Source organism: Rhodovulum sp. PH10, assembly GCF_000293785.1.
Classification (GTDB): domain Bacteria; phylum Pseudomonadota; class Alphaproteobacteria; order Rhizobiales; family Xanthobacteraceae; genus Rhodoplanes.
Genome location: NZ_AKZI01000008.1, coordinates 139,731 through 157,693 on the forward strand (window position 1 = coordinate 139,731; position 17,963 = coordinate 157,693).

At 69.8% G+C, this 17,963-nt stretch carries 19 protein-coding genes; 15 read left to right on the plus strand and 4 right to left on the minus strand.

What is annotated here, in order from left to right; genetic code table 11:
- Window positions 1-33 precede the first annotated feature (33 nt).
- The 3 genes from mdoH (at window position 34) to A33M_RS01785 (ending at window position 4,271) form a co-directional block, all read left to right on the plus strand.
- Entirely contained in the window at window positions 34-1,884 is a 1,851-nt protein-coding gene (gene mdoH / locus A33M_RS01775) for a glucans biosynthesis glucosyltransferase MdoH (RefSeq protein ID WP_008382744.1), read from the plus strand.
- A 259-nt stretch (window positions 1,885-2,143) separates the two neighbouring features.
- A complete protein-coding gene (locus A33M_RS01780; RefSeq protein ID WP_008382746.1) occupies window positions 2,144-3,484 on the plus strand; it encodes a GntP family permease in 1,341 nt (446 codons plus the stop codon).
- A 145-nt stretch (window positions 3,485-3,629) separates the two neighbouring features.
- Window positions 3,630-4,271, plus strand: a complete 642-nt coding sequence (locus tag A33M_RS01785) for a hypothetical protein (protein ID WP_008382747.1) — start codon at window positions 3,630-3,632, stop codon at window positions 4,269-4,271.
- A gap of 191 nt (window positions 4,272-4,462) precedes the next feature.
- Here A33M_RS01785 and A33M_RS23620 read toward each other — a convergent pair whose 3' ends face one another.
- Entirely contained in the window at window positions 4,463-4,690 is a 228-nt protein-coding gene (locus A33M_RS23620) for a hypothetical protein (protein ID WP_157223287.1), read from the minus strand.
- 135 nt (window positions 4,691-4,825) lie between these two features.
- Between A33M_RS23620 and A33M_RS01790 the strand changes: the two genes are divergently transcribed.
- The 4 genes from A33M_RS01790 (at window position 4,826) to A33M_RS01805 (ending at window position 8,186) form a co-directional block, all read left to right on the plus strand.
- A complete protein-coding gene (locus tag A33M_RS01790; protein WP_040618860.1) occupies window positions 4,826-5,842 on the plus strand; it encodes a DctP family TRAP transporter solute-binding subunit in 1,017 nt (338 codons plus the stop codon).
- 79 nt (window positions 5,843-5,921) lie between these two features.
- The gene (locus tag A33M_RS01795; protein WP_008382751.1) at window positions 5,922-6,419 is read left to right on the plus strand and encodes a TRAP transporter small permease; all 498 of its coding nucleotides are present in this window, start codon (window positions 5,922-5,924) and stop codon (window positions 6,417-6,419) included.
- A gap of 13 nt (window positions 6,420-6,432) precedes the next feature.
- The gene (locus A33M_RS01800; protein ID WP_008382753.1) at window positions 6,433-7,707 is read left to right on the plus strand and encodes a TRAP transporter large permease; all 1,275 of its coding nucleotides are present in this window, start codon (window positions 6,433-6,435) and stop codon (window positions 7,705-7,707) included.
- A 251-nt stretch (window positions 7,708-7,958) separates the two neighbouring features.
- The gene (locus A33M_RS01805) at window positions 7,959-8,186 is read left to right on the plus strand and encodes an FmdB family zinc ribbon protein (RefSeq protein WP_008382756.1); all 228 of its coding nucleotides are present in this window, start codon (window positions 7,959-7,961) and stop codon (window positions 8,184-8,186) included.
- 60 nt (window positions 8,187-8,246) lie between these two features.
- Here A33M_RS01805 and A33M_RS01810 read toward each other — a convergent pair whose 3' ends face one another.
- The 3 genes from A33M_RS01810 to A33M_RS01820 all read right to left on the minus strand — a co-directional run bounded on the left by A33M_RS01810 (window position 8,247) and on the right by A33M_RS01820 (window position 11,572).
- Window positions 8,247-9,542, minus strand: a complete 1,296-nt coding sequence (locus A33M_RS01810; protein ID WP_008382759.1) for an HlyC/CorC family transporter — start codon at window positions 9,540-9,542, stop codon at window positions 8,247-8,249.
- Window positions 9,543-9,785: 243 nt separating this feature from the next.
- On the minus strand, window positions 9,786-10,958 hold the full coding sequence (gene aroB / locus A33M_RS01815) for a 3-dehydroquinate synthase (protein WP_008382762.1): 1,173 nt from the start codon (window positions 10,956-10,958) through the stop codon (window positions 9,786-9,788).
- Window positions 10,955-11,572 carry a shikimate kinase gene (locus A33M_RS01820; protein WP_008382765.1) on the minus strand — a complete coding sequence of 206 codons (618 nt, stop codon included), beginning with the start codon at window positions 11,570-11,572 and terminating at the stop codon, window positions 10,955-10,957. Before A33M_RS01820 ends, aroB begins: the two co-directional genes overlap by 4 nt.
- Before the next feature lie 404 nt (window positions 11,573-11,976).
- Between A33M_RS01820 and A33M_RS22030 the strand changes: the two genes are divergently transcribed.
- The 8 genes from A33M_RS22030 to A33M_RS01860 all read left to right on the plus strand — a co-directional run bounded on the left by A33M_RS22030 (window position 11,977) and on the right by A33M_RS01860 (window position 17,951).
- Window positions 11,977-12,585 carry a Spy/CpxP family protein refolding chaperone gene (locus tag A33M_RS22030; RefSeq protein ID WP_008382766.1) on the plus strand — a complete coding sequence of 203 codons (609 nt, stop codon included), beginning with the start codon at window positions 11,977-11,979 and terminating at the stop codon, window positions 12,583-12,585.
- Window positions 12,586-12,697: 112 nt separating this feature from the next.
- Window positions 12,698-13,387, plus strand: a complete 690-nt coding sequence (locus tag A33M_RS01830) for a response regulator (RefSeq protein WP_008382769.1) — start codon at window positions 12,698-12,700, stop codon at window positions 13,385-13,387.
- A 73-nt stretch (window positions 13,388-13,460) separates the two neighbouring features.
- Entirely contained in the window at window positions 13,461-14,825 is a 1,365-nt protein-coding gene (locus A33M_RS01835; protein ID WP_008382770.1) for a sensor histidine kinase, read from the plus strand.
- 48 nt (window positions 14,826-14,873) lie between these two features.
- A complete protein-coding gene (locus tag A33M_RS01840; RefSeq protein WP_008382773.1) occupies window positions 14,874-15,026 on the plus strand; it encodes a hypothetical protein in 153 nt (50 codons plus the stop codon).
- 100 nt (window positions 15,027-15,126) lie between these two features.
- Window positions 15,127-16,122: a site-specific tyrosine recombinase XerD gene (locus A33M_RS01845; RefSeq protein ID WP_008382775.1), complete on the plus strand. Its 996-nt coding sequence runs from the start codon at window positions 15,127-15,129 to the stop codon at window positions 16,120-16,122.
- A 108-nt stretch (window positions 16,123-16,230) separates the two neighbouring features.
- Window positions 16,231-16,527: a nucleotidyltransferase family protein gene (locus tag A33M_RS01850; RefSeq protein ID WP_008382777.1), complete on the plus strand. Its 297-nt coding sequence runs from the start codon at window positions 16,231-16,233 to the stop codon at window positions 16,525-16,527.
- Window positions 16,517-16,864 (plus strand): HepT-like ribonuclease domain-containing protein, encoded by a 348-nt coding sequence (locus A33M_RS01855; RefSeq protein WP_040618862.1) that lies wholly within the window; start codon window positions 16,517-16,519, stop codon window positions 16,862-16,864. Before A33M_RS01850 ends, A33M_RS01855 begins: the two co-directional genes overlap by 11 nt.
- A 130-nt stretch (window positions 16,865-16,994) precedes the next feature.
- Window positions 16,995-17,951 (plus strand): acetyl-CoA carboxylase carboxyltransferase subunit alpha, encoded by a 957-nt coding sequence (locus tag A33M_RS01860; protein WP_008382782.1) that lies wholly within the window; start codon window positions 16,995-16,997, stop codon window positions 17,949-17,951.
- The last annotated feature ends 12 nt before the right edge of the window (window positions 17,952-17,963 follow it).

A 17,963-nucleotide genomic window follows, 5' to 3' on the forward strand; every position in this document is an offset into this window, starting at 1 on the left:
CGCGAGCTGCACCTTGCACGGGGGCCGACGGCGATGGCTGACGAAGGAGAGAGCGCGGATGCGCCGCCGCATCCGCGTGCCGTCGCACGGCGCACCGTCCTACGGCGCCGCCTGCTGGTGGCGGGGCTGGTCGCGCTCACCGTGGCGGCGTTCGTCACGCTCGCGGTCGCGACCCTGGCGCCGGGCGGGATCGGTCTCCTCGAGCTTTCCCTGATCCTGCTGTTCGCCGCGACGCTGCCATGGCCGGTGCTCGGCTTCTGGAACGCGGTGATCGGCTTTTGGCTCATGCGCGCGTGTGCCGATCCGGTCGCAGTGGTGCTGCCCGCGGTGCGCCGCCTGCGCGCCGACGCGCCGATAAAAAGCCGGATCGCGGTGCTGATGTGCGTGCGCAACGAGCGGCCCGAGCGCGTGGTGAGCAATCTTCGCCCGCTGCTCGACGGGCTCGCCGCCGCCGGCATTTGCGAGCGCGTCCACGCCTATGTCCTCAGCGACACCGACGACCCGGTGATCGCCGCCGAGGAGGAGGCTTTGGCCGGCGCGCTCGCCGCCCGTTTCGGCGGGCGTCTCGCCGTGACCTATCGTCGCCGCACCGAGAACACCGGCTACAAGGCCGGCAACATCGCCGAGTTCTGCGCCCGGCTCGGCGAGGCGCACGACCTCGCCGTCGTGCTCGATGCCGACAGTTTGATGCCGGCCTCCGCCGTGCTGCGCATGGTGCGGCTGATGGAGGCCGCGCCCGAGATCGGCATCCTGCAGGCGCTGGTGATCGGCCGTCCCGCGACCAGCGCCTTCACCCGCCTGTTTCAGCTCTCGATGCGGCTCGGCATGCGCTCCTACACGCTCGGCAGCGCGTGGTGGCAGGCCGATTGCGGCCCCTATTGGGGCCACAACGCGGTGCTCCGCCTGAAGCCCTTCATCGCCTGTTGCGCGCTGCCGGCGCTGCCCGGCGGCGAGCCGGTGCTCAGTCACGACCAGATCGAGGCGGTGCTGATGCGCCGCGCCGGCTACGAGGTGCGCGTGCTGCCGGAGGAGACGCTCGGCTTCGAGGAGAATCCGCCGACGCTCGTCGAGTTCTTGCGGCGCGACCTGCGCTGGTGCCGCGGCAACATGCAGTACCGCCATCTGCTCGCGCTGCCGGGCCTGGTGCCGACGAGCCGCGTGCAGCTCGCGCTGGCGATGCTGATGTTCCTCGGCTCGCCGGTGTGGATCGCGCTGCTTTCGGCCGGCACCGCCGCGCTCGCGCTCGCCGGCGACCTCGCCGCCGAGATCGATGCCGCCGCCGGGGTTTTGCTGGTGGCGATGCTGTTCTTCACCACCGTCGCGCCGCAGGTCGCCAGCGCCGCCGACGTCTTGCTGCACGCGAAAACCTCGGCAGCGTATGGCGGGCGGAAAAAATTCGCGGCCGGCATCGTCGTCGCCCTCCTGTTCGTGCAAACGCTCGCGCCGATCATGGCGATCGCGCACACGCTGCTGCTGGCGCGCCTGCCGTTCGGTGGCGCCGCCGGGTGGGCGAGCCAGACGCGCGACGACCACCGGCTCGGCCTCGCCGCCGCGGCCCGCCTCGTCTGGCCGCAGACGGCCTTCGGCCTCGTGGTGCTCGCCACTATCGCATTTGCCGATCCGGCGGCACTGCCGGTCGCGCTTCTTTATATGGGCGGCGCCGCGCTCGCGGTTCCGTTCGCGGTCGCCACCGCGTCGCCCGCGCTCGGCGCCTGGATGCGGCGGACCGGCCTCGCCGCGCTGCCGGAGGATATCGTTCCGCCCCCCGTGCTCCTGCCGCGGGACGACGAGCGGCCGCTGCCGGCGCCGGCCGGCGGCTCCGTCGCGCCGCTCTCCGACAACCGCGCGGTGGTTCTGCCGTCGCCCGCCTGCGACCGGATGTGATCAGTTCCGCCGGCCCGCGCCGCGCGGAGGATCGCGGACGGTTTCGTGCGAAAGCACGCAGCGGTTGCGGCGCGTGACGGAACCGGAACCGCGGCGTCGCGGGTTCCCATCAGGCGTGCATGCAAAAAATCGGCATGCGGGTGGAGGCGCCGCGTCACCTTCGCAAGTTTCCTGATGCCGGCATCCGAAACCCCGTCGTATGAGGAGTTGTCCGACCGTACTCCCACACACCTCCTCCGGTCGGCAGGGGACAATCGACATGGTATCAGGATCGGTCTCGATCCTCTTGCTGGCGGCCGCGGTCGTGTTGATCGTGCTCGCCACCGGCAAGTGGAAAGTCAACGCCTTCGTCGTCCTGATCGTGGTCGCGTTCGCCTACGGGCTCGCGATCGGCATGCCGGCGCTCGACGTCGTCAAGACGATCCGCGACGGTTTCGGCGGGACGCTCGCTTATATCGGCATCGTGATCGTCGCCGGGACGATCATGGGCTACATCCTGGAGAAGACCGGCGCCGCGCTGGTGATGACGCGCTCCATCCTCTCGCTGGTCGGCCGCTCGCGCGCGCCGCTGGCGATGAACATCGCCGGCTACGTCGTCTCGATCCCGGTGTTCTGCGACTCCGGCTACGTCATCCTGACGCCGCTCAACAAGGCGCTCGCCGCCGAGACCAAGACCTCGATGGGCGTGATGGCGGTGGCGCTCGCCACCGGCCTCTATGCCACGCACACGATGGTGCCGCCGACGCCCGGCCCGCTGGCCGCCGCGGCGACGCTGAACGCCGATCTCGGCATGGTCATCCTCTACGGCCTGATCGTGTCGATCCCGGCGTCGCTCGCCGGCCTCGCCTGGGCGCTGGTGCTCGGCCGCAAGTACGACATCTCGCCCGGCGTCGAGGAGACCTCCGACGAGGTGGTGGCGCAGCATCTGATCCTGCCGAGCGCCTTCATGAGCTTCCTGCCGCTCGTGCTGCCGATCGTGCTGATCCTCCTGAAGTCGATCGCCGCCTATCCGACGCATCCGTTCGGCACCGGCGATCTCGCCACCTTCATCGCCTTCGTCGGCGACCCGGTGACCGCGCTGATGCTCGGCGTGATCGCCAGCCTCTTCCTGGTGCCGCGCCGGCATCTCTCGCTCGCGGTCGATTCGTGGATGGGGCAGGGCATCAAGGACGCCGCCATCATCCTGGCGATCACCGGTGCGGGCGGCGCCTTCGGCAAGGTGTTGGGCGCCTCGCCGATGAAGGACTTCATCTCCACCAACATGGGCGACCTGCGGCTCGGCCTCTTCCTGCCGTTCGCCATCTCGGCGGCGCTGAAGACCGCGCAAGGCTCCTCCACCGTCGCGATCATCACCACCGCGGCGATCATGGCCCCGCTGCTCGGTCCGCTCGGGCTCGATCCGGCGATCACCACGATCGTCATCGGCGCCGGCGCGATGGTGGTGTCGCACGCCAACGACTCCTATTTCTGGGTCGTGTCGCAGTTCTCGAACATGCCGGTCGCGGTCGCGTACAAGCTGTACACCACCGCGACGCTGGTGGTCGGCCTGGTCGCCTTCGGTGCCGCCTGGCTGCTGTCGCTCGCGCTCGCCGCGATGTGAGCCGCGGGCGAGTGGGCGCCCGCGTGGGCGGGCGTTCGGGTGAAAGCCGGGAGGCGGTTTGCCGCCGCCTCTCGATTCGCGCTTACATGAATGCGATTGCGAATCGGGGCGGCGTCGGCGCCGCCCTTCTCGTTCCGGATGAGCCATGCTGTCGCGTCTGCTGCTTCGCCTTCACGAGCGCCTCGCCTTCAATGCGATGGCGCGTGCCGACTATCCGCGTGCCGAGCGCTGGTTCCGCCGCATGCTGGCGCACGAGGGGCGCTCGCAGCGGGTGCTGCACAATCTGGCGCTGGTGCGCCTCGCGCGCGGCGATCATGCCGAGGCCGAGACGCTGCTGTGCGAGGAGGCGGAGCGGTTCGGCGAGCAGCCGGCGGTGCTGCGCGCGCTGGCCGAGGTCGGCTATCTCTCGGGCGACCGCGAGAAGGCGCTCGCGCGGATTTCTGCTGCACTGCAACACGAGAATTGCCCGGATCGCGCATTGCTGACCAGGCGGCTCGCTTTGTGCGAGGACGCCACCGCGCATTTCCGCGCGATGACCGGCAAGCACGCCTTCGCCGAGGGCAACGCCTATCTCGCGCGCGGCGACGCGGCCGGCGCGCTGACCGCCTTTCGCCACGCCGCCGAGGCGGATCCGACCGACTTCGTCGCGCTCAACAATCTCGGCACGCTGCTGCTCGATCACGCGCACGACCGCGAGGCCGCGGCGCGCGCTTTCGCCAAGGCGGCCGAGCTGTCCGACCAGCCGGTGCTGAAGCGCAATCTCGCGGCTGCTCGTCGCGAGCAGTGAGCTGCGCGCGACGCGCACGGCGGCCACTTCGGCGACAAAGCATACGCTGCATCGCGGCAGCATCCATGTATGCACATGACGCAATGCTTTCCGGACCACGCCGGGTATCCCACTGCCCCCCTCATTGACATGGTTCCGACTTTAGTATGACCTTTCGGTCGGAGCACATGGCCGGGTGTCCCCGGTCCTGATCATTTCACCGACATTGGCGCAGGCCCCGGTGGCCCGGCGCACGAGAGGCTGTCGTGACTCGACCGCGCGGCACGTTTGCGCCTCGAAACGGTGAAGATGTCCCGGCCGTCGGCTTCGCCCGGATTCATCGCACCACGCTGCCGGCCGGGATCGTCGATCGGATCGTCGATCGGATCACCCGAGACATTGCCGTCGGCGGCCGTCGGGACGCGGTGACGGTGCTCCACCGTCGGTCTCACCTCGCTTCTTCACAGGCGCCGACGAGCCCGGCCCCGCGCCTCGTGACGGGCGCCGGCGGCTCGGCGCGAAACCCGGTTCGGCGCAGCAAGACATTCGGTGCAGCAAGAAAGAAGGGGATTGGAATGAAAATCGTGACGACCCTCGGCATCGCCGCCGCCCTGGCGCTCGCCGGGCTCGCGACCGCCGATGCCGCCAGCTTCACGGTCAAGTACGCCCACAACAGCAACACCATCAAGGAAGACCCGCAGAACGTCGCCGCCGAATATTTCAAGAAGACGCTCGAGGAGCGCTCCGGCGGCACGCTGAAGGTGCAGCTCTATCCGGCCGGCCAGCTCGGTGACGCCCGCACGCTCGCCGAAGGGCTGCAGATGGGCACGGTGGAGGTCGCCGACATCGAGAACGGCCCGATGGGCAACTTCGTGCCCGAGGCGGCGGTGTGGGATCTGCCCTTCATGTTCACCTCGATCGAGGTGGCCCACAAGGTGCTCGACGGCCCGATCGGCCAGATGATCCAGAAGAAGTATCTCGACGTCGGCATCCGCCACATGTGCTACGACGACGGCGGCTTCCGTCACTTCACCAACAACCGCCGGCCGATCGTCGCGCCGACCGATCTCGAGGGTCTCAAGATCCGCGTGATGGAGAGCGACGTGATGGTCGCCTCGATGAAGGCGTTCGGCGCCGCTGCGCTGCCGATGTCGTTCGGCGAGCTGTACAGCGCGCTCCAGCAGGGCGTCGTCGACGGCCAGGAGAACCCGCTGAACCTGATCTACTCGCAGCGCTTCTACGAGGTGCAGAAGTATCTCACGCTGTCCGGCCACTTCTATTATCCGCGCCAAGTGATGGTGTCGGAGGCGTTCTGGAGCCGGCTCGACAAGAAGCAGCAGGAGGTGCTCGCCGCGACCGCCAAGGAGACCTGCAAGGTCCAGCGCGACACCTATGCCACCTACGCCAAGACCATGGCCGCCGAGCTGAAGGACAAGGGCATGGCGATCAACGAGCTGCCGCTCGAGACGAAGAACGTCTGGGCCGCCGCCGCTCGTGAGAAGGTCTATCCGATGTTCTATCAGAAGATCGGGCGTGGCGACGCCGCGGCCGGCAAGGCGCTGGTCGAGAAGACGATCGACGCGACGAAGTGAGGCGGGTCCGCGGCGTCGGGGCGGCGGGTCCGCTCCGGCGTCGTGGACGTCGTGCGAGGAAGTTCCGGGAGAGGTGGTCATGAGTGTGCCGCAAGGCCTGGCGGGCGCGATCGCGCTCGGCTTTTCCGGCCTGAACGTCGCCGTGAAATGGATTCTGGCCCTGCTGATGGCGATCATGACGGCGCTGACCTTCTATCAGGTCGTGATGCGCTACGGCTTCAACGACGCGCCCGCCTGGAGCGAGGAGATGGTGCGCTTCCTGTTCGTGTGGGCGAGCTTCGTCGGCGCGGCGATCGGCGTGAAGGAAGGCATCCATATCGGCATCGACATCATCTACAACGCGGTGCCGCGTCCGGTGCGTCTGGTCGTCACCTATTTCATCCACGTGGTGATCGCGCTGTTCGGCCTGGCGATGATCGTCTACGGCTGGAACGTGGTGCAGCTCACCCGCTTTCAGCACTCGCCCGCGCTCGGCCTGCCGATGAGCTGGGTCTATGCGGCGGTGCCGGTGATGGGCGTGCTGCTGATCGTCTACACCGCGGCGGCGATCGCCGTCGCCCACCGCACCGTGCGCTGAGGAGGGCGGACCGATGCTGTCCTGGATGGTCGCCGCTCTTCTGATCTGCTTCGTCTGCAACGTGCCGATCGGCTTCTCGCTCGGCATCGCCTCGGTGGTGGCGCTGCAGTTCGGCGGCGGCATGTCGCTGAACCTAGTGCCGCAGCGCCTGGTCGCCGGCGTCAACTCGTTTCCGCTCTTGGCGATCCCGTTCTTCATGCTGGCCGGCGCCATCATGGAGACCGGCGGCGTGTCGCGCCGCATCGTCGCGCTCGCCTCGACGCTGGTCGGCCACATCCGCGGCGGCCTGGCCGCGGTGTCGGTGATGGCCTGCGCCTTCTTCGCCGCGATCTCCGGCTCGACGCCGGCGACCGCCGCGGCGGTCGGCGCGCTGACGATCCCGGAGATGGAGGCGCGCGGCTATCCGCGTGATTACGCGGCCGCCGTGGTCGCGGCGTCGTCGTGCCTCGGCGTGATCATTCCGCCCTCGATCACCATGGTGATCTTCGGCGTGGTGGCCAACGTCTCGATCGGCGCGCTGCTGATCGGCGGCATCGTGCCGGGCATTCTGCTGGCGCTGATGCTGATCGGCACCAACTACTACATGGCGCGCAAGGCCGGCTATCCGATCGAGCCGCGCGCGTCGTGGCGCGAGCGCACCAAGACCTTCCTCGATGCGCTGTGGGGCCTGATGATGCCTGCCATCATTCTCGGTGGCATCATGTCGGGCGTCTTCACGCCGACCGAATCGGCCGGCATCGCCGTGGTGTGGGGCCTGTTCGTCAGCCTGTTCGTCTACAAGGAGATGGGCCTGAAGGATCTGGTGCCGGTGCTCTACAAGGCGTCGCTCGGCTCGGCGATGATCATGACGCTGATCGCGGCGGCGAGCCCGTTCGGCTTCCTGATGACGGTCGAGCAGGTGCCGCAGATGGCCTCGCAGGGCATCCTGAACCTCTCCGACAACTGGCTGGTGCTGTTCTGGCTGATTCTGGTGATCTATCTGATCCTCGGCACCTTCATGGAGACGGCGGCGATCATCCTGCTGGTGGTGCCGGTGTTCGAGCCGATCGCCCGCAGCCTGGGCATCGACATGGTGCATTTCGGCGTCGTCACCGTGATCGCGCTGGCGATCGGCATGGCGACGCCGCCGGTCGGCATCGCGCTGTTCGCCACCTGCGGCGTCTCGGACGTTCCGATCGGGGAGCTGGTGCGCAAGATCTGGCCGTTCCTGATCACCTTGATCGTCGGCCTCTTTCTGCTGTCGCTGATGCCGTTCGTCTCGACCTTCTTGCCGGGCCTGATGATGTGAGGTCTTTCGCCGTGACCCGGCCGGAGCGCGGCCGGTCTTCATGCGAGAGACCCGCGTCGGCCTTCGGAGCGAAGCGCGAAAGCAAAGCCGTCGTCCCTCGGGGCGGCGGCTTTTTCGTCGGACGGACTTGTTCGTCGGGACGAAACTTGGCCCGGCGCTTGCAAAGCCGAGGATCGACAGGTGGAGGAGCAGACGTGATCCGTATCTGTTCCTGATGTGTTCGTGACGAGAACGAGATTCGGGAGGCCGTCGTGCCGCTCTACGGCTATCATTGTGGGACTTGCGACAAGGATGTCGAACTTCTGATCCGCTCGTCCGACACGCCGGTGTGCCCGGCCTGCGGCGGGCTCGACCTCGCACGGCTGGTGTCGCGCCCGGCGCCCGAGCCGAAGAGCGGAAGCCTGATCAAGTCCGCCCGCGCGCAGGCCGCACGCGAAGGCCATTTCAGCAATTACGCGCCGTCCGAACGGCCGCGCTGAGTTTTCGGGCAGGGGCAACGGTCGCTCGCTTCCCTCCCCCCGCTCCCCCGCTCCCCCCGCTCACACCGCCGTGCGGGCCGGGGCGGCGCGGCGCACCAGCGGCGTGATGCGCAGCGCGGTGATGCGGTTGCGCTGCTTGCGCAGCACGTGGAAGCGGAAGCCGTGGAAGGTGAAGCTCTGGCCCGGCTCCGGGATCGAGCGCGCCTCGTGGATCACGAGGCCTGCGATGGTGGTGGCGTCCTCGTCCGGCAGATCCCAGTCCATCGCCCGGTTGAGGTCGCGGATCGGCACCGCGCCGTCGACGTTCACCGAGCCGTCCGGCTGCGGCCGCACGCCCGGCACCTCGACGTCGTGCTCGTCGGAGATGTCGCCGACGATCTCCTCCAAGATGTCCTCGAGGGTGACGAGGCCCATCCATTCGCCGTACTCGTCGACCACCAGGGCGAACGGCGACTTGCGCCGGCGAAACGCCTTGAGCTGATCGGACAGCGTGCGGATCTCCGGCACGAACCAGGCCGGCCGGGCGAGCCCCACCACGTCGACCTTGGTGAAGTCGCCGGCGGCGTCGTGGGCGGCGCGCAGCACGTCCTTCACGTGCAGGATGCCGACGATGTTTTGCGGCGTGTCGCGCCACAGCGGCACGCGGGTCTTCGGCCCCGACAGCACCGCCTCGACGATCTTCTCCGGCGGGTCGGAGGCGTTCGCCATGATCACGTCGGTGCGGTGGATCATCACGTCGGCGACGGTGAGGTCGCGCAGATTGAGGAGCCCGCCCAGCATGTCGCGGTCGAGCTTCTCCACCGTGCCCTCGCGGTGGAAGAGGTCGACCGCGCCGCGCAGCTCCTCGTGCGGCGACAGGATCGGCACGCTCGCGCCGATCTCGATGCCGAGCCGCGCCAGCAGCCAGCGCACCAGGATCGTGACGCCCGAGATCACCGGCCCGAACAGCTTGACCGTCAGGGCGATCGGCCGGGCGACCATCAGCGCGACGCGGTCGGGATTGTCGAACGCCGCGGTCTTCGGCAGGACCTCGCAGAACACCACCACCACGGCGGTCATCGCGACGGTCGCGTAGAACACGCCGACGTCGCCGAACCAGGAGAGAAACAGGCCGGTCGCCATCGCCGAGGCGGCGATGTTGGCGACGTTGTTGCCGATCAGCAGCGCGCCGATCAGCCGCTCGCGCGCCTCGCGTAGCGCGTTGACGATGCCGGCGCGGGCGTTGCCCTCGCGGGCGAGGTGCAGCATGGCGCCGCGCGAGGAGGCGGTCAGCGCCGTCTCGCTGCCGGAGAAGAAGGCCGACGCCATGAGGCAGACCAGAACGGCGGCGGCGATCAGCCAGTTCGACATCTCCATCGCGTGTCTCGCTTCGCTCGTCTCGTTGCACGGCGGCGGAAGCCCGACGTCCGGGGCGGGGGCGTCGGGCCGGCGTATCGTCGCATCGGGACCGGCGATCCGCCGGACGGCGAATCCGGTGGGCGGCGGACCCGGTGGACGGCATGCGGGGCCGCTCCGAGCAATCGTGTGCGCCGTCCCGGTGACGGGCGGACGACTCCGGCCGGCGTGCCGGTGCCCGCCGGGCTCGCGTCCGGAAGACGCTTACGCCAGCTCGCCGGCGACGAAGGCGCGCACGTCGTTCGGATCGACCTCGCGCGTCACATAGGCACGGCCGATGCCGCGCACCAGCACGAAGGTCAGCTTGCCGCGCTTCACCTTCTTGTCCTGCGCCATCAAATCCATCATCCGGTCGGCGTCGGGCCAGCGGAACGGCACGTCGGCGGCGCGCGTCGGCAGGCCGACGCTCGCCAGATGGCGCACCACCCGCTCCACCTCGCTCTTCGGCAGGAGGCCGAGCCGGGCCGAGAAGCGGAACGCCAGCGCCATGCCGATCGACACCGCCTCGCCGTGCAGGAGCTTTGCCGAGAAGCCGCCCGCCGCCTCGAAGGCGTGGCCGAAGGTGTGGCCGAGATTGAGCAGCGCCCGGTCGCCGGTCTCGCGCTCGTCGCGGGCGACGATGTCGGCCTTCATCCGGCAGCAATGGGCGATCGCCTGCTCGCGCGCCGGGCCGCCGGAGAAGATCTCCGCGGCGTTCGCCTCGAGCCACGAGAAGAACTCGGCGTCGCCGAGCAGCCCGTATTTGGCGACCTCGCCATAGCCGGCGCGAAACTCGCGCTGCGCCAGCGTGTCGAGGAGGCCGGTGTCGGCCACCACCAGGATCGGCTGGTGGAAGGCGCCGATCAAGTTCTTGCCGAGGGTGGAGTTGATCGCGGTCTTGCCGCCGACCGAGGAATCGACCTGGGCGAGCAGCGTGGTCGGCACCTGCACGATGTCGAGGCCGCGCCGCGTGATCGCCGCGGCGAAGCCGGCGAGGTCGCCGATCACCCCGCCGCCGACCGCGACCACCACGTCGCCGCGCTCGATCTTCGCGGCCAACAGCTCGTCGCACACCTGCTCCAGGGTGGAGAAGCACTTCGAGCCCTCGCCGGCGCCGACGATCACCCGCGCGGTCTTGATGCCGGCTGCGGCCAGCGCCTTCTCGACCGCGCCGAGATGCAGCGCGGCGACCGTCACGTCGCTGACCAGCGCCGCCTTGGCGCCCGGCTTCAGCGCGGCGAGGCGCTCGCCGAGCGCGGTCAGAACGCCGCGGCCGATGACGATGTCGTAGGCGCGATCGCCGAGCCCGACCTCGACCACCTGGGGCGGCGCGGCCGGCGCGTCGCTGCGAGACGTTTTGGCGGCCGGTGCCGCTCCGGTGGGAGAGGGGGTGTTCATGGGGCGGTTCTCCCGGCGGACGACGATCCCGGTGCGACGTGCCCGGCGACCGCCGCGATGACCTCTTCGACGATGACCTCGTGCGGCACCTCGCGCGACTGCACGGTGAGGTCCGCCGCGGCATAGACGGGATAGCGCTCCGCGATCAGCTTGGAAAGCGTCGCCTCGGGATCGGGGGTCTTGAGCAGCGGGCGGTCGGAGCGCCGCCGGATCCGCCGCATCAGCACGTCGAGCTCGGCCTCGAGCCACACCGATACGCCGCGTGCGGCGATCAGCGCGCGGGTGCCGTCGTTCATGAAGGCGCCGCCGCCGGTCGCCAGCACCCGCGGGCCATCGGCGAGCAGCCGGGTGATCACCCGCGCCTCGCCGGCCCGGAAATAGGCCTCGCCGTGGGTCGCGAAGATGTCCGGGATCGACATGCCGGCGGCCGTCTCGATCTCGGTGTCGGCGTCGACGAAGGGCAGGCCGAGCCGGGCGGCGAGCCGGCGCCCGACCGAGGATTTACCCGCCCCCATCATGCCGATCAGCACCAGCGAGCGGTCGCCGAGCCCGGCCACGATGGCGGCGGCGAGCGGCGACGGCTCGGTGGCGGGACGCAGCGCGAGGTCGGTCATGCACGGCTCCCGGATGCGCGACCCCAGGATGCACGGGTTCGGCCCGGTCGGGCGGCGGCGGGGAAAAAGGCCGGCCGCGAAAAGGCGGGCCAAATCCGGCCGGTGTCGTCCGCATCGTGATCGGTCATCGCCGCTCTCCTGCCTCGCCGGGTCGCCTGGTCTCGCCTCGCCGGAACGGCCGGCCGAAGAGTCGAACCACCGTTCCGCGAATGTTCGCTCGATACAGCCGCAACGCTGCCCTGTCCACGGCGGCGAAGGCGAGCACCCGTCTTTACAAAACTTTACATGCCGGAGAAGCCCGCGAAACGCCGGTCTCCCACAGTCGCGCCATCGACGGACGGCGGGGTGCCGAGGCGATGGACCCCGGGACCCCGAACCGCCGGATCCGAGACGAGGAGACGACCATGACCGATTCCCCGACCACCCATTCTCCCGAGCCTGCCACCTCCGGCCCGGCCGCGAGCGGCCCCGTCGCGGCCAAAACCCAAAAGCGCCGCCGGCTCGCCTCGTGGGCGGTGCTCGGCACGCTCGCCGTCGGCCTGGTCGGCGCCGGCATCTTCACCACCGCCTCGTTCGGCGAGGGGTTCGGCTTCGGCCCGCCGCCGTTCGCTCGCGGCTTCCATGGCGGCCCGTTCGGCCGGCTCGACCCGGCGGAGATCGAGCAGCGCGCCGACCGCATGGTGCGCCATCTGGCGATCGAGATCGACGCCACCACCGAGCAGCAGGAGAAGCTGCGCGGCATCGTCAAGGCGACGCTCGCCGACGTCCTGCCGATGCGCGACAAGCTGCGCACGGCGCGCGAGACCGGGCGGGACCTGCTGCTCGCCGAAAAGGTCGACCACGCCGCGCTGGAGAAGCTGCGGGCCGACCAGATCGCGCTCGCCGATGCGGCGAGCAAGCGTATCACCCAGGGGCTCGGCGAGGCCGCCGACGTCCTGACCCCCGAGCAGCGGCGCCGGATCGGCGATCGCATGCCGATGTTCGGCTTCCGGCACGGCTGGTCCCGCGGCTGATGTCGGTGAGCGCCGCCGTTCCCTCCTGGACGGCGGCGCTCTACACTCGCTCGCCACTCGCCACTCGCCACTCGCCACTCGCCATTCGCTACTCGCCCTCCGAGACGCCTCCGTGACCGACCGCATCCTGCTGATCGAGGACGACCCCCGGCTCGCCGAGATGGTGCAGAGCTATCTCGGTGCCTCCGGCTTCGCGGTGACGATCGCCCCGACCGGCAATGCCGGCATCGCGCTGCACGATCGTGAAAACTTCGACGCGCTGGTGCTCGATTTGATGCTGCCGGACATCGACGGGCTCGACGTCTGCCGCACCATTCGCACCCGTGCCCGCACGCCGATCCTGATGCTCACCGCCCGCGGCGACGCGATGGACCGGGTGGTCGGGCTGGAGATCGGTGCCGACGACTATCTGCCGAAGCCGTTCGAGCCGCGCGAGCTTCTGGCCCGCCTGAAGGCGATCCTGCGCCGTGCCAAGGGCGGCGAGACGTCGAGCGAGATCCTGCGGTTCGGAAGGCTCGAGATCGACCTCGGGGCGCGGCAGGCGCGGCTCGACGGCGAGCCGTGCGCCCTGACGCCGCACCAGTTCGACCTCTTGGCGCTGCTCGCCGAGAGCGCCGGGCGGGTGCTCACCCGCGACACCATCATGGACCGGATGAAGCACGAGCGGCTGGAGGCGTTCGACCGCTCGATCGACGTCCACGTCTCGCGCATCCGCGCGGCGATCGAGGACGACCCGAAAAAGCCGCGCCGGGTGATCACCGTGCGCGGTGCCGGCTACGTCTTTTCCAAGGTGCAGGAGTAGGCGGATGCGTTCGTCGTGCGCACCACGATCGTCGCGGCTTTCACCCTCTCGAGCGGCGGTCGGCGGGTAGGCGATGCGTCGGCTCTACCAAAAAATCTATCTCACCATCATCGGCAGCCTGGTGCTTTTGGTGGCGGTGGCGGGTGTGGCGTGGCGGTTCGGGCCGGGCGGGCCGCCGGTCGGCCAGGGCTTCGAGTTCGCCGGCGAGCTCGCCGCCGCCGCGCTGCCGCCGGCCGACACCCCGGCGCCCGAGCAGCAGCGCGCGGTGGAGGCGCTGTCGCACCGCCTGCGTATCGATCTCACCCTCTATGGCCCAAATCTCGGCCTGATCGCCACCTCCGGCCGGCCGCTGCCGCTGCCCGATCCGCAGCGCGAGAGCGGCTGGGTCTTTGGGCGCGGGGGGCCGGCGTGGAGCTTTCGCCTGCCGGACGACCGCTGGCTGGTCGCCCGCCCGCCGCCGCATCACCGCAGCCCCGTTCTGGCGCTGGTGCTCGTGCTGGCGGTGATCGCCGTGGTGGTCGCGGTCGCCGCCTTCCCGGTGGTGCGCGGGCTGACGCGTCGGCTCGAGGCGCTGCAGGCGGGGGTGGAGACGCTCGGCGCCGGCCATCTCGCGGCGCGCGTGCCGGTCGAGGGCCGCGACGAGGTGGCGCGGCTCGCCGAAAGCTTCAATCGCGCCGCCGCCCGCATCGAGGACTTGGTCGGCGCCCATCGCCTGCTGCTCGCCAACGCCTCGCACGAGTTGCGCACGCCGCTCTCGCGCATCCGGCTCGGGGTCGAGCTGATGAAGACCCGGCCCGATCCCCGCCACGCCGCCGACCTCGAGCGCGACATCGCCGAGCTGGACGCGCTCGTCGAGGAAATCCTGCTGGCGAGCCGGCTCGATGCGGTCGACACGGCACCCGCGCTGGAGGAGGTCGACCTGCTCGCGCTGGTGGCGGAGGAGGGGGCGCGCTGGGACTGCACGCTCGACGGCGAGCCGGTGACGCTCCAGGCCGATCCGAGGCTGTTGCGGCGGATGGTGCGCAACCTGCTCGAGAACGCCGAGCGCTACGGCAAGCCGCCGGTCGAGGTTCGGCTGACGCGCGAACAAAGCGGGCGGGCGGTGCTGGTGGTCGCCGATGCCGGGCCGGGCGTCCCGCCCGAGCGGCACGAGCAGGTGTTTGCGCCGTTCGTCCGGCTCGCCGGCGATTCGCGCGGCACAGGGCTCGGCCTGTCGCTGGTGCGGCGGATCGCCCGGCTGCACGGCGGCGACGCGGTGGTCGCGCCATTGCCCGGCGTGCCGAGCCGGTTCTGCGTCACGCTGCCGCTCGAGCCGGAAAAAACCCCTGCGGCGGCGCGGGCACGGCGTCGCGGGCGAACGCCGGTTCGGCGTTTCGTCCGCCGGGTCGTCCATCGGCTCGCGGCGGCGCTGGGGGTTGCCAGCCGGTTCCGAACGTGATCGTACTCGGCCCCGTCGGAACTGGCCTCCGCCGCCACGGGATCCGCCATGCCGAGCCTGTTTCGCCTGCTCACCGTCCTCGCGATCATCGCCGGGCTCGCCTATGCGGCGATGCTGGCGCTGACGACGTTCGTCACCGTGCCGCCGCGCCAGATCAGCGTGACGGTGCCGCCGGACCGTTTCCTCGAGCCGCCGCGCTGACGCTCCGATGGTGAAGAAACCCGCGGGCCGCCCGCCGGCCGCCAGGACGGCCGCCGTGAAGGTCGCAGCCGGGAAGGTCGCAGCCGACAAAAAGCCAGCCGTGAAGCCGTGCGCCACGCCCGCGAAAAAAACGCCCGGGGCGAAGGGCAGGGCGAAGGCCGCGACCGCGGGTCGCGGCGACCGGCACGTCGCGCTGTTTCTCGACATGATCGCCGCCGAGCGCGGCGCCGGCAAGAACACGCTCGCTGCCTATTCCCGCGACCTCGACGACCTCGCGGGCCGGCTCGGCGCGGTCGGTCGGGCGATCCTCGACGCCTCCACCTCGGATTTGCGGGCGTATCTCGCAGGCCTCGCCGCCCGCGGGTTCAAGCCGGCCTCGGTCGCGCGAAAGCTGTCGGCGACGCGCCAGCTCTACCGGTTTCTCTATGCCGAGGGGTTTCGCAAGGACGACCCCGCCGCCGTGCTGGAAGGGCCGAAGCGCGGCCGGGCGCTGCCGAAAATTCTCACCGTCGCCGAGGTCGACCGCTTGCTCGACACCGCCCGCCTGCAGGCGTCGGTGGCCGACGTGACCGAGGGAGAAAGGCTGCGGCGGCTGCGGCTCGTCTGCCTGCTCGAGGTGCTTTACGCGACCGGCCTGCGCGTCTCCGAGCTGATCGCGCTGCCGGCCGCGGCCGCCCGGCGCGACGAGCGGATGCTGGTGGTGCGCGGCAAGGGCGACAAGGAGCGCATGGTGATCCTCAACGACGCGGCGCGCGCGGCGATGCGGGCCTATGTCGTGGCGGGCAAGGAGGCCGGGCGGCACGAGAGCAAGTGGTTGTTTCCCTCGTTCGGCGAGACCGGTCATCTGACCCGCCAGCACGCCGCCCGCGAGCTGAAGGATTTGGCCGTCGCCGCCGGGCTGCGGCCCGAAAAGGTCAGCCCGCACGTGCTGCGCCACGCTTTTGCGAGCCACCTCCTGCAGAACGGGGCGGACCTGCGCTCGGTGCAGATGCTGCTCGGCCACGCCGACATCTCCACCACCCAGATCTACACCCACGTGCTCGAGGAGCGCCTCAAGGCGATGGTCCGCGACCTCCACCCGCTCGCCGAGGGGTAGCGGACTGCCGCGCCGTGCCGTTCTCGCGTAGCCGCGGGGCGGCTGGCTGGAACGGGGTTCGCGTCCGGGGTATTCTGTGAGGCGGAAGCAACCATCGGGAGTGCGCCGGTGAACCGGCAGGCCGCCATCGCGATTCTGCGCCGCCACCGGGACGACCTGCGTGCGCGCGGCGTGATGCACGCCGCCTTGTTCGGCTCGGTCGCGCGCGGGGACGCGCGGCCGGACAGCGACGTCGACATCGTGATCGACCTCGCACCCGACCTGTCGATGGACGTCTTCCAGTATGTCGGCTTGAAAAATTACATCGAAGAATTGTTTCCCGTCGCGGTCGACGTCGTCGATCGCGAGACGATAAAGCCGATGATTCGCGACGACGTCGTACGAGATTCGATTTATGCCTTCTAAATCTCCGGCGCTCGCTCTGTCCGGAATTGCGACGAACATCAGGCTCGCTCGGGAGTTCGTGCGGGGAATGTCGTTCGCCGAGTTCAAGGCGGACCAAAAAACCATGTATGCGGTGATCCGGTGTCTCGAGATCATCTCGGAGGCATCCCGGAGACTGCCCGCCGAGATGAAGCAGCGGCACGATCACATTCCGTGGGCGCAGATCGCCGGATCCGGAAACATCTATCGCCACGAATACGACGGCGTTCGCGAGACGATGATCTGGCAGACCGTCCACGGCGGGCTCGGCCCGCTGGAGACGGTGGTCGAGGCCGAGCTCGCGCGGCTCGGCGAGTAGCGCGCTCGACGCCCGTCCTCCGCCTTCGTTCTCGGGCGGTCGTCGGTCGAACTTGACTTCCCCCGCCCATTGGGCCTCTTGTGCCGCGCCGCCGCCCGGGCGGTGGTTCCTGATCGATCCCGCAATCGCAATGCGCAGTTATCTCGATTTCGAAAAGCCGGTCGCCGAGCTCGAAGCCAAGATCGAGGAGCTTCGCGCGCTCGAAAAGCCCGATGGGGCGGTGGAGATCGGCGAGGAGATCGGCCGGCTCGAGGCCAAGGCCGACGAGGCCCTGAAGGGCCTCTATGCCGCCCTCACGCCGTGGAACAAGACGCAGGTCGCGCGCCATCCGCAGCGGCCGCACTGCCTCGACTATGTCGGCGGCCTGATCGCCGACTTCACGCCGCTCGCCGGCGACCGGAAATTCGGCGAGGACGAGGCGATCGTCGGCGGCTTCGGCCGCTTCCGCGGCGAGAGCGTGTGCGTGATCGGCCAGGAGAAGGGCTCCTCCACCGAAAGCCGCATCAAGCGCAATTTCGGCATGGCGATGCCGGAAGGCTACCGCAAGGCGGTGCGCCTGATGGAGCTCGCCGACCGCTTCGAGGTGCCGGTGCTCTGCCTGGTCGACACCGCCGGCGCCTATCCGGGGATCGGCGCGGAAGAGCGCGGCCAGGCCGAGGCGATCGCCCGCTCGACCGCCGCCTGCCTCGACCTGAGGGTGCCGAACGTTTCCGTGGTGATCGGCGAGGGCGGCTCGGGCGGCGCCATCGCCATCGCCACCGCCAACAAGGTCTTGATGCTCGAGCACGCGATCTACAGCGTGATCTCGCCCGAAGGGGCGGCCTCGATCCTGTGGCGCGACAGCGGCAAGGCGCAGGAGGCGGCGACCAACATGAAGATCACCGCCGACGACCTCCTGAAGCTCGGGGTGATCGACGACATCGTCCGCGAGCCGGTGGGCGGCGCCCATCGCGACTGGGCGGCGGTGATCAACGCCACCGGTGACGCCATCGCCAAGGCGTTCGACGAGCTGCGCGAGCTCGGCCCCGAGGCGGTGCGCCAGCATCGCCGCGACAAGTTTTTGGCGATCGGCCGCACGCTCGCCTGAGCGGACCTCGCA